16 protein-coding genes, 4 tRNA genes, 3 rRNA genes and 1 pseudogene are annotated in these 21328 nt (G+C 53.1%); 15 read left to right on the top strand and 9 right to left on the bottom strand.

What is annotated here, in order from left to right; genetic code table 11:
- Nucleotide 1: 1 nt before the first annotated feature.
- From KNV97_RS18505 to def, 5 genes and pseudogenes are all read right to left on the bottom strand, one after another.
- Nucleotides 2-1446 (bottom strand): annotated as a pseudogene (locus KNV97_RS18505) (TrkH family potassium uptake protein).
- Nucleotides 1447-1458: 12 nt separating this feature from the next.
- Nucleotides 1459-2835 (bottom strand): Trk system potassium transporter TrkA, encoded by a 1377-nt coding sequence (gene trkA / locus KNV97_RS18500; protein ID WP_136487760.1) that lies wholly within the window; start codon nt 2833-2835, stop codon nt 1459-1461.
- Between the two features lie 62 nt (nt 2836-2897).
- A complete protein-coding gene (gene rsmB / locus KNV97_RS18495; RefSeq protein ID WP_218562551.1) occupies nt 2898-4193 on the bottom strand; it encodes a 16S rRNA (cytosine(967)-C(5))-methyltransferase RsmB in 1296 nt (431 codons plus the stop codon).
- 69 nt (nt 4194-4262) lie between these two features.
- Nucleotides 4263-5210, bottom strand: a complete 948-nt coding sequence (fmt, locus tag KNV97_RS18490; protein ID WP_218562550.1) for a methionyl-tRNA formyltransferase — start codon at nt 5208-5210, stop codon at nt 4263-4265.
- A gap of 15 nt (nt 5211-5225) precedes the next feature.
- Nucleotides 5226-5738 (bottom strand): peptide deformylase, encoded by a 513-nt coding sequence (gene def, locus KNV97_RS18485; RefSeq protein ID WP_218562549.1) that lies wholly within the window; start codon nt 5736-5738, stop codon nt 5226-5228.
- Nucleotides 5739-5876: 138 nt separating this feature from the next.
- Here def and KNV97_RS18480 point away from each other — a divergent pair, with 138 nt between their 5' ends.
- From KNV97_RS18480 to KNV97_RS18465, 4 genes are read left to right on the top strand one after another with little or no spacing between them, the layout of a single operon-like run.
- Nucleotides 5877-6659: a hypothetical protein gene (locus tag KNV97_RS18480; protein ID WP_218562548.1), complete on the top strand. Its 783-nt coding sequence runs from the start codon at nt 5877-5879 to the stop codon at nt 6657-6659.
- Nucleotides 6646-7779, top strand: coding sequence for a DNA-processing protein DprA (dprA, locus tag KNV97_RS18475; protein WP_218562547.1), 1134 nt, complete (start codon nt 6646-6648; stop codon nt 7777-7779). Before KNV97_RS18480 ends, dprA begins: the two co-directional genes overlap by 14 nt.
- Nucleotides 7780-7781: 2 nt before the next feature.
- Nucleotides 7782-8258 (top strand): DUF494 family protein, encoded by a 477-nt coding sequence (locus KNV97_RS18470; protein WP_322972707.1) that lies wholly within the window; start codon nt 7782-7784, stop codon nt 8256-8258.
- Nucleotides 8259-8298: 40 nt separating this feature from the next.
- A complete protein-coding gene (locus KNV97_RS18465) occupies nt 8299-8886 on the top strand; it encodes a DNA topoisomerase family protein (RefSeq protein WP_218562546.1) in 588 nt (195 codons plus the stop codon).
- A gap of 65 nt (nt 8887-8951) precedes the next feature.
- On the opposite strand, the gene KNV97_RS18460 is transcribed toward KNV97_RS18465, so the two are convergent.
- Together KNV97_RS18460 and purE are read right to left on the bottom strand one after the other, a co-directional pair.
- Nucleotides 8952-10088, bottom strand: coding sequence for a 5-(carboxyamino)imidazole ribonucleotide synthase (locus KNV97_RS18460; protein WP_218562545.1), 1137 nt, complete (start codon nt 10086-10088; stop codon nt 8952-8954).
- 4 nt (nt 10089-10092) lie between these two features.
- Entirely contained in the window at nt 10093-10578 is a 486-nt protein-coding gene (gene purE, locus KNV97_RS18455) for a 5-(carboxyamino)imidazole ribonucleotide mutase (protein WP_218562544.1), read from the bottom strand.
- A gap of 226 nt (nt 10579-10804) precedes the next feature.
- Between purE and KNV97_RS18450 the strand changes: the two genes are divergently transcribed.
- The 4 genes from KNV97_RS18450 (at nt 10805) to KNV97_RS18435 (ending at nt 13474) form a co-directional block, all read left to right on the top strand.
- Nucleotides 10805-11362, top strand: coding sequence for an L-threonylcarbamoyladenylate synthase (locus tag KNV97_RS18450; RefSeq protein WP_218562543.1), 558 nt, complete (start codon nt 10805-10807; stop codon nt 11360-11362).
- 15 nt (nt 11363-11377) lie between these two features.
- Nucleotides 11378-12292, top strand: a complete 915-nt coding sequence (gene hemF / locus KNV97_RS18445; protein WP_218562542.1) for an oxygen-dependent coproporphyrinogen oxidase — start codon at nt 11378-11380, stop codon at nt 12290-12292.
- Between the two features lie 83 nt (nt 12293-12375).
- Nucleotides 12376-13206 (top strand): shikimate dehydrogenase, encoded by an 831-nt coding sequence (gene aroE / locus KNV97_RS18440; protein WP_218562541.1) that lies wholly within the window; start codon nt 12376-12378, stop codon nt 13204-13206.
- A 1-nt stretch (nt 13207) separates the two neighbouring features.
- The gene (locus KNV97_RS18435) at nt 13208-13474 is read left to right on the top strand and encodes a DUF1488 family protein (protein WP_218562540.1); all 267 of its coding nucleotides are present in this window, start codon (nt 13208-13210) and stop codon (nt 13472-13474) included.
- On the opposite strand, the gene KNV97_RS18430 is transcribed toward KNV97_RS18435, so the two are convergent.
- The gene (locus tag KNV97_RS18430) at nt 13467-14015 is read right to left on the bottom strand and encodes a gamma carbonic anhydrase family protein (protein ID WP_218562539.1); all 549 of its coding nucleotides are present in this window, start codon (nt 14013-14015) and stop codon (nt 13467-13469) included. The two genes, KNV97_RS18435 and KNV97_RS18430, sit on opposite strands and share 8 nt — an antisense overlap.
- A gap of 535 nt (nt 14016-14550) precedes the next feature.
- Between KNV97_RS18430 and KNV97_RS18425 the strand changes: the two genes are divergently transcribed.
- The 7 genes from KNV97_RS18425 to KNV97_RS18395 all read left to right on the top strand — a co-directional run bounded on the left by KNV97_RS18425 (nt 14551) and on the right by KNV97_RS18395 (nt 20176).
- Nucleotides 14551-16103: ribosomal RNA gene (locus KNV97_RS18425) — 16S ribosomal RNA — on the top strand.
- 68 nt (nt 16104-16171) lie between these two features.
- Nucleotides 16172-16247 (top strand) — tRNA-Glu (locus KNV97_RS18420).
- 20 nt (nt 16248-16267) lie between these two features.
- Nucleotides 16268-16343, top strand: a tRNA-Lys gene (locus KNV97_RS18415).
- Nucleotides 16344-16370: 27 nt separating this feature from the next.
- A tRNA-Val gene (locus KNV97_RS18410) sits at nt 16371-16446 on the top strand.
- 378 nt (nt 16447-16824) lie between these two features.
- Nucleotides 16825-19715: ribosomal RNA gene (locus tag KNV97_RS18405) — 23S ribosomal RNA — on the top strand.
- A 150-nt stretch (nt 19716-19865) separates the two neighbouring features.
- Nucleotides 19866-19981 (top strand): 5S ribosomal RNA (rrf, locus tag KNV97_RS18400).
- Together the 16S, 23S and 5S rRNA genes with 4 tRNA genes alongside form the textbook arrangement of a ribosomal RNA operon.
- 104 nt (nt 19982-20085) lie before the next feature.
- Nucleotides 20086-20176 (top strand) — tRNA-Ser (locus tag KNV97_RS18395).
- 155 nt (nt 20177-20331) lie between these two features.
- On the opposite strand, the gene ilvY is transcribed toward KNV97_RS18395, so the two are convergent.
- A complete protein-coding gene (gene ilvY, locus KNV97_RS18390; RefSeq protein ID WP_136487953.1) occupies nt 20332-21225 on the bottom strand; it encodes an HTH-type transcriptional activator IlvY in 894 nt (297 codons plus the stop codon).
- Nucleotides 21226-21328 lie beyond the last annotated feature (103 nt).

The following is a 21328-nucleotide window of genomic DNA, read 5'->3' as shown; positions in this document are numbered from 1 at the left end:
CTCAACGTTTCCAGAACGCAGGGAAAAACAGCACCAGAATGGTGAGGATTTCCAGGCGTCCCATCAGCATACCAAAACTTAAAATCCACTTCGCACCGTCAGACAGGGAAGCAAAATTACCGGTCGGGCCAATCACACTACCCATGCCCGGACCGACGTTGGCCACCGCAGTGACTGCGCCGGAAATACTGGTAATGGTATCCAGTCCCATCGCCGACAATGTGCCGGCAATCAGGACAATAGTAATCACAAACGTCAGGCCGAATGCCACGACGGAGCGCACGATATCTTCGTTAACCGGGCGTTGATTATAGCGCTGCACGAATACACCGGACGGATGAACAAGGCGCATCATCTGGTTATTAAGCAGGGTAAAACAGATCTGAAAACGGAAAATCTTAATCCCGCCGGCAGTTGAGCCGGAGCAGGCTCCCGCCATCATCAGGAAGGCAAACAGGGTGCTTGGCAGCGCCCCCAGGCGGTGAAATCATCCAGGCCAAAACCTGTGGTGGTCACCACGGAAACGATGTTAAACATTGAGACCCGCAGCGCATCAAGTATGCTGTAGCCGTTATGCCAGTGCAACCAGGCCGCGACAATCAGGCTGGCAACGACAAACAGCACAAAGAAGCCACGAACCTGGGCATCCTGCAGCAGCTCCTGTGGCTGACGTTTACGCAGTGCGGTCACAAACAGCAGGAACGGTAAGCCGCCGAGGAACATAAACAGGGTCGCGACCCAGTGTGAACCGTGCGAGAAGTGGTTCATTGAGCCATCGGAAGTGGAGTAGCCGCCCGTCGATAAGGTAGTAAAGGCATGGTTGATGGCGTCAAACATGCCCATCCCGGTCAGCATATAGCCGAGAATACACAAGCCGGTCAGCACCAGATAAACAATCACAATGTTTTTAGCTACGGTTTTGGCGCGCGGACTGCTTTTATCCGACCAGTCGGAGGATTCGGTCTGGAACAGGCGCATACCACCGACGTTAAGCATCGGCAGCACCGCTACCGCCATCACGATAAAGCCAACCCCGCCCAGCCACTGTAGAATCGAGCGCCACAACAGAATGCTGGGTGCCATGTCGTCTAAGCCGCTCAGTACGGTTGAGCCGGTGGTGGTAATGCCGGACATGGTTTCAAAATAGGCGTCAGTGAAGCTGATGTGGTTAATGAACACGAACGGCAGGGCGGCAAACGCGCTGGCGATGGTCCACACCAGACTGGTGATCAGAAACATGTCACGCACACTGAGGCGAAAATCGGCAGTGCGTCCCAGCGTCAGGCACAGGAACGCGGCCACATGGGTGATGATCACCGCCTTGGCAAAGTCGAGAAAGCCACCGGTACCGGTAAAAAAAGCCACCAGAGTGGGGACGTACATGAACAGCGCCAGTTTGGACAAAACCAGGCCGATCACGAACATTATCGGGCGTAAATTGAGCATGACGCCGTATACCTACAAGAAAAACGGGCTGGGTTGGAACAGAGCTTCCACGTCGGGCACGTATTTTTTATCAACCAGAAACATCACCACGTGATCATCTTGTTCAATCACAGTGCGGTCGTGGGCAATCAGGACCTCTTCACCACGCACAATCGCACCAATTGTGGTGCCCGGCGGCAGGCGAATATCACCGACCGCGCGGCCGACCACTTTGGAGGTGGTTTCGTCACCATGGGCAATCGCTTCAATTGCTTCGGCTGCACCGCGGCGCAGCGAAGACACGTTCACGATATCAGCGCGGCGTACGTGGGTTAGCAGGGCTGAAATGGTCGCCTGCTGCGGTGAAATCGCCACGTCAATCACGCCGCCCTGCACCAGGTCGACATAAGCGCCGCGCTGGATAAGCACCATCACTTTTTTGGCACCCATGCGTTTGGCCAGCATGGCTGACATGATGTTGGTTTCATCTTCGTTGGTCAGGGCGATAAACACATCGACCTGATCGATATTCTCTTCGGTCAGCAGCTCCTGATCGGCGGCATCGCCGCAGAAGACAATGCTGTTTTCCAGCTGTTCCGACAGCTGTTCGGCGCGCTGATAATTGCGTTCAATCAGCTTGACGCTGTAGCTGTGTTCGAGGCGTTTAGCCAGGCTGGCACCGATGTTACCGCCACCGACAATCATGATGCGGCGATACGGTTTTTCAAGGCGCTGCAGCTCACTCATCACCGAGCGGATGTGGTTGCTGGCGGCAACGAAGAACACTTCATCATCGGCTTCGATAATGGTGGTGCCCTGCGGGCGGATTGGCCGTCCCTGACGGAAAATCGCCGCCACTCGGGTATCGATGTGCGGCATATGCTCGCGCAGGGCGGACAGGGCGTTACCAACCAGTGGGCCGCCGTAATAGGCTTTGACCGCGACCAGGCTGACTTTCTCTTCGGCAAAGCTCACCACCTGCAGCGCGCCCGGGTATTGCACCAGGCGTTCAATGTAGCTGGTGACCAGCTCTTCCGGGGCAATCAGATGGTCGACCGGAACGGCGCCGGACTGGAACAGGGCTTCTTTTTCAGCCAGATATTCCGGCGAGCGGATGCGGGCGATACGGTTGGGCGTATTAAACAGAGTAAAGGCCACCTGGCAGGCGGCCATATTGGTTTCGTCGGTATTGGTCACCGCGACCAGCATGTCGGCATCCTGAGCCCCTGCTTCGCGCAGTACGTCCGGGTGACTGGCGTGGCCATTGACCACCCGTAAATCATATTTATCCTGCAGGCCGCGCAATCGCTCGCTGCTTTTATCGACGATGGTGATGTCGTTGTTTTCACCAACCAGGTTTTCCGCCAGCGTACCGCCGACCTGACCTGCGCCAAGAATGATGATTTTCATACCTAAATGTCTCTTGTGATTACACGCCAAAGGCAGCCTGTCGGCTGCCCCGGTCTCGTCCTTTATGCCTGAGCAGGTGTCACGCTTTTGCGGATCACGGCGTAGTAGAAGCCGTCCATGTCCTCTTCACCCGGCAGGATCTGACGTCCCGGCTGCTCAGGATCTGAGCCTTGCAATTGCGCATCCGCGGTACGGAGCAGGAAGTCTTTGACCTGCAGTACGTTTTCTTGCGGGGTAATTGAACAGGTTGCGTACACCAAAGTACCACCCGGCTTAAGCTGTTGCCACATCGCATCGAGAATTTCGCGCTGTAGCTCCGCTAATGCTTCGATATCATTGGCGCGGCGTAACCATTTGATGTCCGGATGGCGGCGGATAACGCCGGTGGCTGAACACGGTGCGTCGAGCAGGATGCGGTCAAACTGCGCTCCCGGCCACCACTGTTGCGGGTAGCGGGCATCGCCACAGATGACATCAGCGCGCAGTTGCAGGCGCTGCAGATTATCGTGTACCCGGTTGAGGCGGGTCGGATCGCTGTCTAATGCGACCACTTCGGTATTCTCGGTGTGCTCCAGAATATGTGCGGTTTTGCCGCCCGGCGCGGCGCAGCAATCGAGGATCAGCTCATCTTCCTGTGGGGTCAGATAATCAACCGCTAACTGCGCGGCAGCATCCTGCACTGAAACCCAGCCTTTCTCAAAGCCAGGCAGCAGGGTGACATCGCACGGTGCATCGAGCTTGATCGCATCCGCGGCCTCTGGGTGCAGGGTGTAGCTGATCTCAGCTGCATCGAGCAACTGCTGGTACTCAGCCCGGGTATGGTGCTGGCGGTTGACACGCAGCCACATCGGCGCCTTGCTGTTGTTGGCTTCAACAATGGCTTCCCATTGCTGAGGGTAGCTTTCCTGCAATAGTTTCAAAATCCAGCTCGGATGACCGTATTTACCGGCATTGTGACTGACTGCCACGGCATCGAGCTCTTCCTGGTTACGCAGATAGCTGCGCAATACCGCATTGATCAGGCCGCTCAGGTTAGTACCACGCAGGGTTTTGGTCCCTTCGACTGTTTCGGCCACCGCTGCATGAGAAGGAATGCGCATAAAGCTGAGCTGGTAAATACCGACCAGGATCAGATGGTGGAACACTCGCTTTTTACCTTTGAGCGGGTTATCCATCAGTTCATTGGCAATCGACTCCAGACGCGGTAAGTAGCGCAGCGCGCCGTAGCAGATTTCCTGCAACAGGGCGTGGTCTCTCGGGCGAATGGTTTTTTGAGCCGCAGGAAGAGCGTGGGAAAGTGATTGACCTTTGTCGACCACCTGGAAAAGGACGTTGGCAGCCGCAGCGCGAACATTCATGGTGAAACCCTTAAAATTCAATGGGGACATCTCTGCCCCCGGTTAATGTACTGTGATGGTAAACAGAGATTAGCTCAGTTGTGTCCCAACCTGGAACCAGTCGGCTCTGGCATTGAGAATGTCCTGTACCGGCAGGGCTTTTTTGCCCGGGATCTGCAGTTGCTCCAACACCAGCACACCGGTACCGGTTGCTACATAGATACCGGTTTTATCCGCCTGAATTATGGTCCCGGCCGGCTGGTCAGTGCTTTGATCCGCAACACAACTTTTCCATACTTTGATGCCGTTGTCCGCGGCGTCAAAGTGGCTCATCGGCCATGGATTGAACGCACGTACGCAGCGCTCGATATGCTCGGCGCTGTCCTGCCAGTTAATGCGAGCTTCTTCTTTGCTCAGTTTCTTGGCGTAGTTAGCCAGCTCATCATCTTGTTTGACGGGTACGGCCTGACCGGCCTTGATGTCGGCCAGGCAGTCAATCAGAGCCTGCGGACCAAGATCAGCCAGTTTGTCATACATGGAAGCACTGGTATCGGTCGTATCAATCGGCAGGGTGGCTATTTTCAGCATATCACCGGTATCCAGACCGACATCCATCTGCATGATGGTCACGCCGGTTTCGGCGTCACCGGCCCAGATCGAGCGCTGGATAGGTGCTGCGCCACGCCAGCGTGGCAGGATGGAACCGTGCACGTTGATACAGCCCAGTTTTGGCGTATCCAGCACAGATTTTGGCAGCAGCAGGCCGTAAGCGACCACCACCATCAGATCGGCATTGAGCTCGGCTAACTGCTGCTTGGCTTGATCCGATTTGAAGTTTTCCGGCTGATAGACCGGAATGTTATGCTCAAGGGCGATATTTTTTACCGGGCTTGCGGTCAGTTTTTTACCGCGTCCGGCCGGGCGATCCGGCTGAGTGTACACCGCGATGACTTCGTGCTCCGAAGACAATAACGCCGCCAGGTGACGGGCGGCGAAATCCGGAGTACCTGCAAACACAATACGTAATGATTGGCTCAAGGTAACCTCACTAAATTATTGATTTTTCTCGTTGAAGCGTTTGATTTTTTCCAGCTTCTCTTTGATGCGCTTACGTTTGAGCGGCGACAGGTAGTCGACAAACAACTTACCTTCCAGATGGTCGAGCTCGTGCTGTACACAAATGGCCAGCAGGTCGTCCGCTTCAAAGGTGTACTCTTCACCATCACGGTTGAGTGCTTTGACCGTCACTTCCGCTGCGCGTGGCACCAGGGCGCGCGCGCCAGGTACAGACAGACAGCCTTCTTCAATGCCGTCTTCACCGCGTTTTTCCAGAATTTCAGGGTTAATCAGCACCATCGGCTGATCACGGGTGTCAGAAATGTCGATCACGACGATGCGCTGGTGCACATCGACCTGAGTCGCAGCCAGACCGATACCTTCCTCGTCGTACATGGTATCAATCATGTCATCGACGATTTTCTGAATCTCAGGGGTGACTTTCTCAACCGGCTTGGCAACGGTGCGAAGACGATCATCCGGGAATGTTAATACTTGTAATACAGACATATACACTCGAAAAATTGAACTGTGCCGAATCAGCTAAACGCTTGTTGGCTCAATTCTAGACATTTTATGACCTAAATGACAGCATCCTGCGTGATTTCTCCAGATCCTGGTCCCTAGTCTGCTCCGGAAAACACGCTCATGTTGAGACTGCTGTGTCGTTTTAGCTCTGTTTTTGCCCTGCTCTGTTATTGCTTCTTGTACGGCGCGTCAGCCGCTGATCGTGAGCTGAATGAGTCCGGACAGGTTCTGCCTGAGATTCGTCTGCTCGACCAGATGGCGTTAGCAAAGGTCAGCCGTGTCCTGGGTTCTTCGCGGACGCGCGCTTATTTCACGCAGCCGCAGCCGATATACATCAGCGGAGCCCATACCGAACAAAGCTGGGGGATCTACCGCCCGCTGGCTCTGTTCTCGCCACATCAGCAATCTATGCAGGCACTGCGGTTGGTCGCTCGCGCCTCGCTGACGGCCAGCGGTGGCGCGCGCAGCACGCTGCATGTGACCAGCCAGAGCCAGGAAATTCGCCCTCTAGATATCGCTTTGCCGGCCGCAAGGCGAGCGGACATCCGCGTTCCCACCCAGCATGCCGAACCGGCTGCAGTCTCTGTTCTCGGCACCCCGCAAGGCTTGCACTACGCGGTGCGTAATGACTGGCTGGTGCTGGATAAAGGTGCCGAGGAGAAGCTGGTGGCCGGTCAACGTTTTGCACTGTTTCAGCGCGCGGCGCCGGGCGCTGACATTGTCACCGGCACCCTGATGACGGATTTAGCGGTTGGCAGTCTGGTGGTTGAGCAGGTGTACCCTCACTTGAGTCTGGCGCGGATAACCGCCAGCAGTCAGGTGATTGATAATAAAGTGGTACTGCGTGCGCTGGCTGACGACACCGACGCAGTGAGCGGGAGTGTGTTGAATGAGTCACCATGAAGAGTGGAATGAGGAAGAGTTCAAAGCCTGGCTGGCCTTTGCTTGTGTGCCCGGCTTTGGTCTGCGTGCCGTGCAGCGTCTGGCGGCGCGTGATGCGCTCAGTGTTCAGCTGCGTGATATTCAAAAACGAGGGGGTGGTCCCGGCCTGAATGCCAGTCAGCTTGCTTATCTGTGCACTCAGGCCGCAAAGGATGTGGAGGCGTGCCTGCGCTGGCGTGAACAGTCATCGCAGCGCGCGATTATCACCGCCCGTTGCGCCACGTATCCGCCTTTGCTCAGTGAAATTTCGGCTGCGCCGCCGGTGCTGTTTGTCGAAGGTGATGCCGGTGTACTGCTGCAACCGCAGATCGCCATTGTCGGCAGCCGTAATGCCAGCAGCAGCGGGCTGGAGATTGCGGCCCAGTTCGGTGCCCAACTGGCCGAGCAGGGGTTGGTGGTGACCAGCGGCCTGGCGCTCGGGATTGACGGCTATGCCCATGACGGCGCATTGAATGCCGGTGGCGACAGCGTGGCCGTACTGGGCTGCGGTTTAGAGCATATTTATCCGGCCCGCCATCGTCGCCTGGCCGGGCGAATTGCTGAACAAGGCGCCTTGGTCTCCGAATTTCGGCCCTCTGCCCGGGCTCGGGCTGAACACTTTCCGCGTCGCAACCGGATTATCAGTGGTTTGTCGCTCGGGGTGCTGGTGGTGGAAGCGGCGGAAAAAAGCGGTTCCCTTATCACCGCGCGTTATGCCAGTGAGCAGAACCGCGATGTGTTTGTTATTCCCGGTTCAATTCACAACGCGCACAGTACCGGCAGTAATCAGTTGATTCGCCAGGGGGCTTGTCTGGTGCAGAATGTCGGGCAGATCCTCGATGAAGTCGCGAATTTGCTCGATTGGTCACTTAAGTCGCAGCAAACGGTGCAGTCTGAACTTTTTTCTCACCCAAATCAGCAAGAACAATTGCCATTTCCCGAGCTGTTAGCTAACGTAGGGGAAGAAGCTACACCAGTTGATATTCTTGCAAGCAGGACCCATATACCTGTCCAGGATGTCATGACGCAGCTCCTGGAGCTTGAGCTTTCAGGGCATGTTGTTGCAGTTTCCGGTGGCTATATTCGAAAGGGGAGGGGCTAGCTATGATGATGGATATTTTGATGTATCTGTTTGAAACGTATATCCATAGCGATGCAGAGTTGCAAGTGGACCAAGACGAACTGGAAGAAGAACTGGTTCGGGCCGGATTTCACCAGAAAGACATCTATAAAGCCCTTCACTGGTTGGAAGAGCTGGCCGCGTTGCAGCAGACTGATGCGCAATCGGCAATCGCAACCAGTTCGCCAACGTCGGTGCGTATTTATGCTGCGCAGGAGATGGAACGCCTCGATCGTGAATCACGCGGTTTTCTGATGTTTCTCGAGCAGCTTAAGGTGCTGACGCCTGAAACGCGCGAGATGGTGATTGATCGGGTCATGGGGCTGGAAACCAATGAGTTTGAGCTCGACGACCTTAAATGGATCATCCTCATGGTGCTGTTTAATGTACCGGGCAATGAGAATGCGTATACGCTAATGGAAGAGCTGCTGTACAGCAAAGAGCAGGGTATCCTGCATTAATCCACTCTGAACCCATCAGAGTTTCCACTGTAGCGCGGTTATGAGCAGTAAAATCGATCACCAGTTGTTCTCGGCCCATGAGCAGGCCCTGAATCACGAACCTTGTCCTCAATGTGGCGGGGCGCTTGCGCTGCGCCATGGCAAACACGGCCCTTTTATGGGCTGCAGCCAGTATCCGGTCTGCGACTATATCAAACCACTTCATCACAACGATGGTCACATCATCAAAGAGCTCGGTGTGCCTTGTCCGGAATGCGGGCATGAGCTGGTTTTACGCCAGGGACGCTACGGCATGTTTATCGGTTGCAGTCACTACCCGGCTTGTCACCATATTGAATCGCCGGATCAGCCGGCAGACGCCTCTCCGCAGCGGCAGGCTCTGGCTTGTCCTGAGTGTGCAACCGGTCATCTGGTTGAACGTAAAACCCGATTTGGTAAAACCTTTTTTGCTTGTGATGCTTACCCTAAGTGTAAGTTTGCCGTTAACCAGCCACCGGTGGCCGGGCAGTGTGAAGCGTGTGGTTTTGGCTTGCTGATCGAGAAGAAGCTCGCCAGCGGCACCCGTTATCAGTGTGCGGACCGAAAATGCGGCCATACGCAGAGCAGTGACTCGTCACCGGCACAATAACTCGCAATCCGCACCATAAAAAAACGGCGCCACAGGGCGCCGTTGCTGTTTGGGTTCAGCGGTAATTATTGTGGCTGAATCTGACGCGCCACTTCTTGCACGGCAGGGAAGGCATCGGCGTCGAGCACTGCGGCCAGTTCACACAGCTTGCGCTGCAGCTCACCGCTGTAGTCGGCCGTCACGTTGATATGGCCCATTTTGCGGCCCGGACGTTTTTCTTTGCCGTACCAGTGAATATGGCAACCTTCCATCGCCAGCAATTGTGTTGGCAGAGTATCTTCACCCAGGATGTTGATCATGGCGGTTTCACGGATCAGCTTGGTGCTGCCCAGAGGCAGGCCGCATACCGCGCGCAGATGATTTTCAAACTGACAGGTTTCTGCACCCTGCTGGGTCCAGTGACCAGAGTTATGCACACGTGGTGCGATTTCATTGACCAGCAGTTCGCCCTGCACATCAAAGAACTCCAGTGCCAGTACGCCGACGTAATCCAGGCTGTCGGCCACCGCGCTGAACATCTGTTTCGCTTGTTCTTGCAACTGCGGCGCATCAATCGCGGTCGACAGGCTGAGTACGCCGTTAACATGGACGTTTTCGGCCAGCGGATACACCGCAATTTCGCCATTGCTGCCACGCGCACCTACCAGGGAAACCTCACGGTCAAACGGGACAAATTGCTCAGCGACTATCGCCTGGTTGTCTGATGCAGCGATACATTGTGCCATTTCAGCCCAGATTGCATCGGCATCAGCCGCTTGCTTAAGACGCCACTGGCCTTTGCCATCGTAACCACCCAGAGCACTTTTCAGTACCATAGGAATACCGATTTTTTCGATCGCGGCATCAAAATCGGCCCGGCTGTTAATAACCGCGTATTTGGCGTTACGGACACCGGCATTATCCAGCAGGGCTTTTTCTACCCGGCGATCGCCACCGGCTTTGATGGCTTGTGTGCTTGGCAGGAATTTCCCGCTGCGCTCGCATACGGCCAGCACGTCATGCGGGATATGTTCGAATTCTGCGGTGATCACATCCGCTTGTTCAATTGCCTGCTCCAGGCCGTGACCGACCACAGCCTGGGTGAGCGGATGCACCACATTACCGCTGGTCACATCAAAAGCGGTAATGGCAATATTGAGTGGCGCGCCTGCCAGCGACATCATGCGCGCCAGCTGGCCGGAACCTAATACCAGAACGTGCATAGGATTACTCCTCAGCCGGATTCGGGTTAGCCAGAACCGTTTCGGTTTGCGCGGCACGGAACGCTTCTACCTTAGCCATGATGGTTTCATCATGAGTGCCGAGGATTTGCGCTGCCAGCAGACCGGCGTTCGCCGCACCGGCTTCACCGATGGCCAGTGTGCCTACCGCAACACCTTTTGGCATTTGTACGATAGAGTATAGTGAATCGATGCCCGACAGAGCACGCGACTGTACTGGTACGCCAAGGACCGGCAGGCTGGTAAAGGCTGCTGCCATACCTGGCAGGTGAGCCGCGCCGCCTGCGCCGGCAATAATGACTTTCAGGCCACGCTCTTTTGCGCTTGAGGCATAATCGGCCAGAAGTTGAGGGGTACGGTGCGCTGAAACCACTTTAGTTTCGTAAGGAACACCAAACTGATCCAGCATCTCTGCTGCTAGCTTCATGGTTGGCCAATCCGATTTTGATCCCATGATAATGCCGACTTTCATCTCAAACTCCTTCAAGCGTTTTAATTTGGGTGAGCGATCGTTGGCGCATTATACGAGGATTTTTCTCGCAAGCAAACGTTTGCGCCAACGGGGTGTTTCTCGACAGCTAAATTAGCAATAATTAGATTTAGCTGTCACGCCGGATAATTTGTACACTAAGCGGCAAATACAGAGCAGGTCAACAGAGCCTGGCAAGTACAAGTCAGCTAAATAGTAGGAATCTCAGGTGAATAATTTCGAACATACACTGCAGGCATTGCAGTCTGGTGAAGTGATTGCTTATCCGACCGAAGGTGTATTCGGGGTCGGTTGCGATCCGGATAACCCGCAGGCGATTGAAAAACTGCTGCAGCTTAAGCAGCGCCCGGTGGAGAAAGGTCTGATTCTGATTGCGGCTTCTTATCAGCAGCTGCTGCCTTATATTGACGAAGCGCAGCTGACCGCTGAACAGCTGGAGCGGGTTCAGTCAACCTGGCCTGGTCCGGTGACCTGGATCATGCCGGCCAGTGAGCGGGTCTCATCCTGGGTCAGCGGCCAGTTCGATACCATCGCGGTACGGGTGACCGATCATCCGCTGGTGCAGCAGCTGTGCCAGGCGTATGGTAAACCGCTGACATCAACCAGTGCTAACTTGTCCGGGCTGCCACCATGTATGACGACGGCAGAAGTCGAGCAGCAACTTGGCGACAAGCTGGTGGCGATTCTGCACGGTGAAACCGGCGGACGTAACAAGCCAAGCGAAATTCGTGACGCGAAAACACTTCAGGTATTAAGACAGGGTTAACACAAGGACACCACCATGCCGAGTATAGATAAAGAAGCGGTCAAACAGTTCCTGCTCGAATTACAGGACTCTATCTGTCAGCAGCTGGAAGCCGTCGATGGCGCGGCCCTATTTGAAGAAGATGCCTGGCAGCGTGAGCAGGGTGAACGTCTGGGCGGTGGTGGCCGTACCCGGGTGATGCGCAATGGTCAGGTGTTTGAGCAGGGCGGCGTGAACTTTTCTCATGTTGCGGGTAAACAAATGCCGGCCTCTGCAACGGCGCATCGTCCTGAATTGGCCGGGCGTCGCTTTGAGGCCATGGGGGTGTCACTGGTGATGCATCCTAACAACCCTTATGTGCCGACTTCGCATGCTAATGTGCGTTTCTTTATCGCCGAGAAAGAGGGTGAAGCACCGATCTGGTGGTTTGGTGGTGGCTTTGACTTAACGCCGTTTTATCCGTTTGAACAAGACTGTCAGCACTGGCACCAGACGGCAAAGGATCTGTGTCAGCCATTTGGTCCGGATGTCTATCGTGAGCATAAAGCCTGGTGTGATGACTATTTCTACCTGCCGCACCGTGAAGAGACGCGTGGTATTGGCGGTCTGTTTTTCGATGATCTGAATCAGTGGAGTTTCGCGCAGTGCTTCGATTATATTAAAGCAGTGGGAGAAGGCTATACCCAGGCCTATCTGCCGATTGTTGAACGTCGTAAGCAGACACCCTACGGCGAGCGTGAGCGTGACTTCCAGCTCTATCGTCGCGGCCGTTACGTCGAATTCAATCTGGTCTTTGACCGCGGCACCTTGTTTGGCCTGCAGTCAGGAGGCCGTACTGAGTCGATTCTGATGTCGATGCCTCCCCTGGCTCGCTGGGAATATCGCTATCAGCCTCAGGAAGGCAGCGCCGAGGCACAACTGGGTGAGTTTTTAGTACCGCGTGAGTGGTGACAGAATTTCGTGTCGGTGGTAGGGTCGCATCAGCGACCCTATTTTCTATTCAGGATTCAGGCAAAAATACTTCAGGCATGGATATGGCTTTTCAAAACGATCATTATGCAGTGTTCGGCAACCCTATCGGGCACAGCAAATCCCCTTTTATACACACTCTGTTTGCCCGTCAGACTAACCAGTCAATGACGTACACGGCGCAGCTTGCACCGGTCGATGGTTTTGTTACGGCAGCCACACAGTTTTTCGCCACTGGCGGTAAAGGCTGTAATGTGACTGTCCCTTTTAAAGAAGAGGCATTTCACTTTGCCACCCGGCTCACTGAGCGTGCCCGTCTGGCGGGCGCGGTCAATACGCTGAAAAAGCTCGATGACGGCATTATCCTCGGGGACAACACCGATGGTGAAGGTCTGGTTCAGGATCTGATGCTGCATCAGGTGGTACTGCAGGATGCCAACATTTTACTGATTGGTGCCGGTGGTGCCGCACGCGGGGTGATCAAACCTTTGCTGGATAAAAATCCTCGTTCTATTACTGTGACTAACCGGACGCTGAGTAAAGCTGAGCAGCTGGTGGCGAATTTTGCCGGTGATGAGCGGGTGCAGGCGGTAGCGATGGATCAGGTCGCCAGCGGTTACGATGTGGTCATCAACTCCACCTCGGCCAGTCTGGAAGGCAAACTGCCTGAGGTCAGTGGTGCGATCTTCGGTTCGCACAGCGTGGCGTATGACATGATGTATGGCAAAGGTCTGACCGTCTTTAACCAATGGGCGCTGGACAACAGTGCTGCTCATGTTTACGACGGGCTGGGTATGCTGGTTGGTCAGGCGGCGGAGAGCTTTATGTTATGGCGCGGTTTACGTCCCGGAACAAAGCAAATTCTGCGCGAGTTACGTAACAACCTGGAAGCGTAAAATGAATCAGTCAATTTTATTTCCTGATATACAAAGTTGGGATGAAGCGCTGCAGGCGGTGGTTTTTCCGGCTCAGCAGTCCGGTGCTCTGATCCAATGTGTGGTGCCATTAACTGAACTGAGTCGTTTAAGCGGCCGGGTGGTCGAGGATAGCCAGCAAGCGCTGGATACTTTTGCCGAGTTGCGCTTTGATCTTGAAGAGAGTGCTGAGGCACTGATTGAAGATGAAGCCTTCAATCAGTACGGACAAATTGAAGTCGTCAGCTGACGACTTCGACTTCATTCATATAGTCATTTTTGTTCTGCACATAGTTTTGGGCAGATTTGACTAAAAAGGCTTTCTCTTTGTCGGTCAGTTCGCGGGCTTGTTTAACCGGGCTGCCGACATACAAATAGCCACTTTGTAAGACTTTGCCTGGCGGTACCAGACTACCGGCCCCGATCATGACATCGCTTTCTACTACCACGCCGTCTAAGACAATCGCCCCCATGCCGACCAGTACCCGGTCGCCTATGGTGCAGCCGTGCAGCATCACTTTATGGCCGACAGTCACATCATCACCAATCAAAAGCGGATAGCCATCCGGGTTCTCCGCGTTTTTATGGGTCACATGCAATACGCTGCCGTCCTGAATATTGGATCGGGCGCCGATCTGTATATGGTTAACATCGCCGCGTGCTGCGACCAGTGGCCAGACACTGGCGTCGTCACCTAAGGTGATATCGCCGACAATGACGGCGCTGCTATCGACATAAACCCGCTCTCCCAATTGGGGAATGATTCCTTTATAACTACGAATTGCGCTCATGACGCCTCCTTATTTAGGCTGTAAAGGCCAGTTTAGAAGTGAAAGAGTGTAAGAAATAGCCCTTTGTGAGTAAAAAAACGTCAAACGACAAAAAAAACGAAAAAAACGACAAAAAGCCCTTGCCAACGTGAACGCGATCTCTATAATGCCCCCTCGCTGACACGGCAAAGCTTCGAAAGAAACCAAGCGGTCAGTCAGGTTCATTTTAAAAGCTGAAAAGCTTGCGAAAATAAATTTAAAAAGTGTTTGACACGAAAATTTATCTCGCTAAAATGGCCGCCTCTTCCACGGTGACTCAGTCACTGCAGTCGGAAGAGAAGCTCTTTAACAATATAAACCTATCAATCTGTGTGGGCACTCGTTGATGATAATCGAAGATGATTCTAGAGAATCAACTTAGGTATCAATGAACTGAGTGACCAATTTGATACTTCGGTATCGAGCACAGTCAATTCATTATCATTCTGTTGGAATGATAATAGCTTTGAATTACTAAGGTAATTTGAAGTCAGTATTCATTGAGCCACAAAATCTTAAATTGAAGAGTTTGATCATGGCTCAGATTGAACGCTGGCGGCAGGCCTAACACATGCAAGTCGAGCGGCAGCGACTTAACTGAACCTTCGGGGAACGTTAAGGGCGGCGAGCGGCGGACGGGTGAGTAATGCCTGGGAAATTGCCCTGATGTGGGGGATAACCATTGGAAACGATGGCTAATACCGCATAATAGCTTCGGCTCAAAGAGGGGGACCTTCGGGCCTCTCGCGTCAGGATATGCCCAGGTGGGATTAGCTAGTTGGTGAGGTAAGGGCTCACCAAGGCGACGATCCCTAGCTGGTCTGAGAGGATGATCAGCCACACTGGAACTGAGACACGGTCCAGACTCCTACGGGAGGCAGCAGTGGGGAATATTGCACAATGGGCGCAAGCCTGATGCAGCCATGCCGCGTGTATGAAGAAGGCCTTCGGGTTGTAAAGTACTTTCAGCAGTGAGGAAGGCGGGTGTGTTAATAGCACATTCGTTTGACGTTAGCTGCAGAAGAAGCACCGGCTAACTCCGTGCCAGCAGCCGCGGTAATACGGAGGGTGCGAGCGTTAATCGGAATTACTGGGCGTAAAGCGCATGCAGGTGGTTTGTTAAGTCAGATGTGAAAGCCCGGGGCTCAACCTCGGAATTGCATTTGAAACTGGCAGGCTAGAGTACTGTAGAGGGGGGTAGAATTTCAGGTGTAGCGGTGAAATGCGTAGAGATCTGAAGGAATACCGGTGGCGAAGGCGGCCCCCTGGACAGATACTGACACTCAGATGCGAAAGCGTGGGGAGCAAACAGGATTAGATACCCTGGTAGTCCACGCCGTCAACGATGTCTACTTGGAGGTTGTGGCCTTGAGCCGTGGCTTTCGGAGCTAACGCGTTAAGTAGACCGCCTGGGGAGTACGGTCGCAAGATTAAAACTCAAATGAATTGACGGGGGCCCGCACAAGCGGTGGAGCATGTGGTTTAATTCGATGCAACGCGAAGAACCTTACCTACTCTTGACATCCAGAGAACTTAGCAGAGATGCTTTGGTGCCTTCGGGAACTCTGAGACAGGTGCTGCATGGCTGTCGTCAGCTCGTGTTGTGAAATGTTGGGTTAAGTCCCGCAACGAGCGCAACCCTTATCCTTGTTTGCCAGCGAGTAAAGTCGGGAACTCCAGGGAGACTGCCGGTGATAAACCGGAGGAAGGTGGGGACGACGTCAAGTCATCATGGCCCTTACGAGTAGGGCTACACACGTGCTACAATGGCGCATACAGAGGGCGGCCAACTTGCGAAAGTGAGCGAATCCCAAAAAGTGCGTCGTAGTCCGGATTGGAGTCTGCAACTCGACTCCATGAAGTCGGAATCGCTAGTAATCGTGGATCAGAATGCCACGGTGAATACGTTCCCGGGCCTTGTACACACCGCCCGTCACACCATGGGAGTGGGCTGCAAAAGAAGCAGGTAGTTTAACCTTCGGGAGGACGCTTGCCACTTTGTGGTTCATGACTGGGGTGAAGTCGTAACAAGGTAGCGCTAGGGGAACCTGGCGCTGGATCACCTCCTTATACGAATGATTATTGCGATGAGTGTTCACACAGATTGATACGGTTTAGATAAAGAAGAGTATCATAGTGTCCCGTTCGTCTAGAGGCCTAGGACACCGCCCTTTCACGGCGGTAACAGGGGTTCGACTCCCCTACGGGATACCATTTCCTTGTGAAATAAAAAGGGGTCGTTAGCTCAGTTGGTAGAGCAGTTGACTTTTAATCAATTGGTCGCAGGTTCGAATCCTGCACGACCCACCATTCCTTCCATGGGAATTAAAATAAGATGGGCGATTAGCTCAGTTGGGAGAGCACCTGCCTTACAAGCAGGGGGTCACTGGTTCGAACCCGGTATCGCCCACCACTCTCTAAGTATTTTTGGATTTCAAATTCCAAACCACTTCAGTAAAACGTACGTGGTTCGGATTTCTGACGCTGAGAATCTTTAGAAAGTGCCAAACAGGTACTCTGTTTCGAAAGAAACAACGCTCTTTAACAATTTGGAAAGCTGACAAAATAATCTTTTGTTTATTCGTAAACGAAACATTATTTGTAAAGTTCTCAATGTATTCCGAAATGGAATACACCAACAACACATTCAAGTGTGCTTGGTAGAAACTTGTTTAACAAGTTTCAAAATTGAGTCCGGCAAAATCGAAAAGTCTCTCGCTCATTCAAATAATGAGAGACAACGAAACCTTGGTGACTTGGTTCATCAACTCGAAACTCCTTCGGGTTGTATGGTTAAGTGACTAAGCGTACACGGTGGATGCCTTGGCAGTCAGAGGCGATGAAGGACGTACTAACTTGCGATAAGCGTAGATGAGGCAGTAAGAGCCACTTGAGTCTACGATTTCCGAATGGGGAAACCCACCTGCATAAGCAGGTATCATTAACTGAATACATAGGTTAATGAGGCGAACCGGGGGAACTGAAACATCTAAGTACCCCGAGGAAAAGAAATCAATTGAGATTCCGAAAGTAGCGGCGAGCGAAATTGGATTAGCCCTTAAGCTTTATATGCGTCAGGTGAAGGTTCTGGAAAGGACCGCGAAACAGGGTGATAGCCCCGTAACCGGCAGCGTATGTTCAGTGAAATCGAGTAGGGCGGGACACGTGTTATCCTGTCTGAACATGGGGGGACCATCCTCCAAGGCTAAATACTCCTGACTGACCGATAGTGAACCAGTACCGTGAGGGAAAGGCGAAAAGAACCCCTGTGAGGGGAGTGAAATAGAACCTGAAACCGTGTACGTACAAGCAGTAGGAGCACCTTCGTGGTGTGACTGCGTACCTTTTGTATAATGGGTCAGCGACTTATATTCAGTGGCAAGGTTAACCATTTAGGGGAGCCGTAGGGAAACCGAGTCTTAACTGGGCGCACAGTCTCTGGATATAGACCCGAAACCGAGTGATCTAGCCATGGGCAGGTTGAAGATTGAGTAACATCAATTGGAGGACCGAACCGACTAATGTTGAAAAATTAGCGGATGACTTGTGGCTAGGGGTGAAAGGCCAATCAAACTCGGAGATAGCTGGTTCTCCCCGAAAGCTATTTAGGTAGCGCCTCGGACGAATTCTACTGGGGGTAGAGCACTGTTAAGGCTAGGGGGTCATCCCGACTTACCAACCCTTTGCAAACTCCGAATACCAGTAAGTACTATCCGGGAGACACACGGCGGGTGCTAACGTCCGTCGTGGAGAGGGAAACAACCCAGACCGCCAGCTAAGGTCCCAAATTACAGCTAAGTGGGAAACGATGTGGGAAGGCTCAGACAGCTAGGATGTTGGCTTAGAAGCAGCCATCATTTAAAGAAAGCGTAATAGCTCACTAGTCGAGTCGGCCTGCGCGGAAGATGTAACGGGGCTAAGCTGTAAACCGAAGCTGCGGCAATGCGATTTATCGCATTGGGTAGGGGAGCGTTCTGTAAGCCGTTGAAGGTGTGCTGTAAGGCATGCTGGAGGTATCAGAAGTGCGAATGCTGACATGAGTAACGATAAAGGGGGTGAAAAACCTCCTCGCCGGAAGACCAAGGGTTCCTGTCCAACGTTAATCGGGGCAGGGTAAGTCGACCCCTAAGGCGAGGCCGAAAGGCGTAGTCGATGGGAAACGGGTTAATATTCCCGTACTTCTTACAATTGCGATGGGGGGGACGGAGAAGGCTAGGTGGGCCTGGCGACGGTTGTCCAGGTTCAAGTGCGTAGGCTTGAGAGTTAGGTAAATCCGGCTCTCTATAAGGCTGAGACACGATGTCGAGTCACTACGGTGATGAAGTCATTGATGCCATGCTTCCAGGAAAAGCCTCTAAGCTTCAGATTGTAAGGAATCGTACCCCAAACCGACACAGGTGGTCGGGTAGAGAATACCAAGGCGCTTGAGAGAACTCGGGTGAAGGAACTAGGCAAAATGGTACCGTAACTTCGGGAGAAGGTACGCTTCTGACGGTGAAGTCCCTCGCGGATGGAGCTATTGGAAGTCGCAGATACCAGGTGGCTGCAACTGTTTATTAAAAACACAGCACTGTGCAAAATCGTAAGATGACGTATACGGTGTGACGCCTGCCCGGTGCCGGAAGGTTAATTGATGGGGTTAGACTTCGGTCGACGCTCTTGATCGAAGCCCCGGTAAACGGCGGCCGTAACTATAACGGTCCTAAGGTAGCGAAATTCCTTGTCGGGTAAGTTCCGACCTGCACGAATGGCGTAATGATGGCCACGCTGTCTCCACCCGAGACTCAGTGAAATTGAAATCGCTGTGAAGATGCAGTGTACCCGCGGCTAGACGGAAAGACCCCGTGAACCTTTACTACAGCTTGGCACTGAACATTGAACCTACATGTGTAGGATAGGTGGGAGGCTTTGAAGACGTGACGCCAGTTGCGTTGGAGCCGTCCTTGAAATACCACCCTTGTATGTTTGATGTTCTAACTCTGGACCGTTATCCGGTTCGAGGACAGTGCCTGGTGGGTAGTTTGACTGGGGCGGTCTCCTCCCAAAGAGTAACGGAGGAGCACGAAGGTGGGCTAATCACGGTTGGACATCGTGAGGTTAGTGCAATGGCATAAGCCCGCTTGACTGCGAGAATGACAATTCGAGCAGGTGCGAAAGCAGGTCATAGTGATCCGGTGGTTCTGAATGGAAGGGCCATCGCTCAACGGATAAAAGGTACTCCGGGGATAACAGGCTGATACCGCCCAAGAGTTCATATCGACGGCGGTGTTTGGCACCTCGATGTCGGCTCATCACATCCTGGGGCTGAAGTCGGTCCCAAGGGTATGGCTGTTCGCCATTTAAAGTGGTACGCGAGCTGGGTTTAGAACGTCGTGAGACAGTTCGGTCCCTATCTGCCGTGGGCGTTGGAAGATTGAAGGGGGCTGCTCCTAGTACGAGAGGACCGGAGTGGACGAACCTCTGGTGTTCGGGTTGTGTCGCCAGACGCATTGCCCGGTAGCTAAGTTCGGAATCGATAACCGCTGAAAGCATCTAAGCGGGAAGCGAGCCCTGAGATGAGTCTTCCCTGACACTTTAAGTGTCCTAAAGGGTTGTTCGAGACTAGAACGTTGATAGGCAGGGTGTGTAAGCGTTGTGAGGCGTTGAGCTAACCTGTACTAATTGCCCGTGAGGCTTAACCATACAACACCCAAGGGGTTTTGATTGGACTCAATGACCAGTACATTGAATGTGTGTGAGAACGAAAACAGCTTTCCAATCTTTTGTCTTCACTTTTAAAAAAGTGAAAATAAAAGGTAATTACTGCGTAATGCGGTAGTTAAACAGAATTTGCTTGGCGACCATAGCGTTTTGGACCCACCTGATTCCATTCCGAACTCAGAAGTGAAACGAAACAGCGTCGATGGTAGTGTGGGGCCTCCCCATGTGAGAGTAGAACATCGCCAGGCTTTAATATCGTTTTCAGAACTCTCTTTGTTGAGAGAAGATCCTGGAAACACAGCTAAATATCCAGCGTCGTAAGTGTAAGACTCGATTTTTAGTGACAATTTGCGGAGAGATGGCTGAGTGGTTGAAAGCACCGGTCTTGAAAACCGGCGTACGTTAATAGCGTACCTAGGGTTCAAATCCCTATCTCTCCGCCACTATTAAAAAACCCGCTGAGCAATCAGCGGGTTTTTTGCGTTTATAGGATCAAGGCCTAGAATTATAGACCCTAGACCCTAGACCCTAGACCCTAGACCCTAGACCCTAGACCCTAGACCCTAGACCCTAGACCCTAGACCCTAGACCCCAGAGTTTAATCAACAATACTGCGTTTGGCCGATACCACTCGCCATAGCGCTCTGACCAGCGGATCATCCAGCTGCGAGCGTTTGCAGCACACCCCAAGTTTAAATGGCTTAATCGGTGAGAAAGAGAGGCGTTGTACTTTTTCCCGCACCGGACTGTTATTGATCACCACATCGGGAGCGATGCCCACCCCGCAACCCAGCGCGACCATGCTGACAATCGCCTCATGACCGGCAATCTGAGCGTAGATGTTAGGTTTGATCTTCATACGCTTAAACCAGCTGTTGGCTCGGTCGCGCGCCGTGCCGACTTCAGGCACGATAAACGGCACCTGAGACCAGTCCGGATGCTCTTTCTGTACCTCTTCGACAAAACTGCTGATCCCTATCGGTGCAATCACTGACAGCGGCAATTCGCTGATGGTGGTGAATTCCACCCGGGATGGCAGATGCTCCGGCATTGCGGAAATCGCAATATCCGCTTCATCATTCAATATTTTATCGATCGCCTGGGCCGGATCCCCGGTCAACAGTTTAAATTCAATCGACGGATGTTTAAGCCGGAACGCGTTGAGTAGCTCCGGTAAATGGCTGTAGCTGGCTGTCACTGAGCAAAACAGGCGGATTTCACCTTTCAGCTCGGCTTCCTGCTCATTGAGCAAGGTGTGGAACTGGCGCCATTCACTGGTGATGCGCATGGCGACCGGCAGTAGCTTGCTGCCGGCCGGAGTCAGCTCGACACTGCGGTTATCACGCACGAACAGAGGATGACCGACCTCATCTTCCAGTTTCTGAATCTGTCGGCTCAGTGCCGACGGACTGACATGCATCGCGGTCGCGGTTTTGCTGAAATTCATACTGTCGCAAAGATGGAGAAACAGTTGTAAGGTTTTAATGTTCATAAGCGGACCCATGTTGCATTAATTGCAATAACTAATTGTGAATATATCACTTTGAGCAACTGAATGTCTGTTTTAGTATGAATTCATTCGGTGCACAGCCACC

The organism is Vibrio ostreae, assembly GCF_019226825.1.
Classification (GTDB): domain Bacteria; phylum Pseudomonadota; class Gammaproteobacteria; order Enterobacterales; family Vibrionaceae; genus Vibrio; species Vibrio ostreae.
The sequence above is the reverse complement of the archived record's forward strand: the minus strand, read 5'-3'. Positions and strand labels throughout refer to the sequence as shown.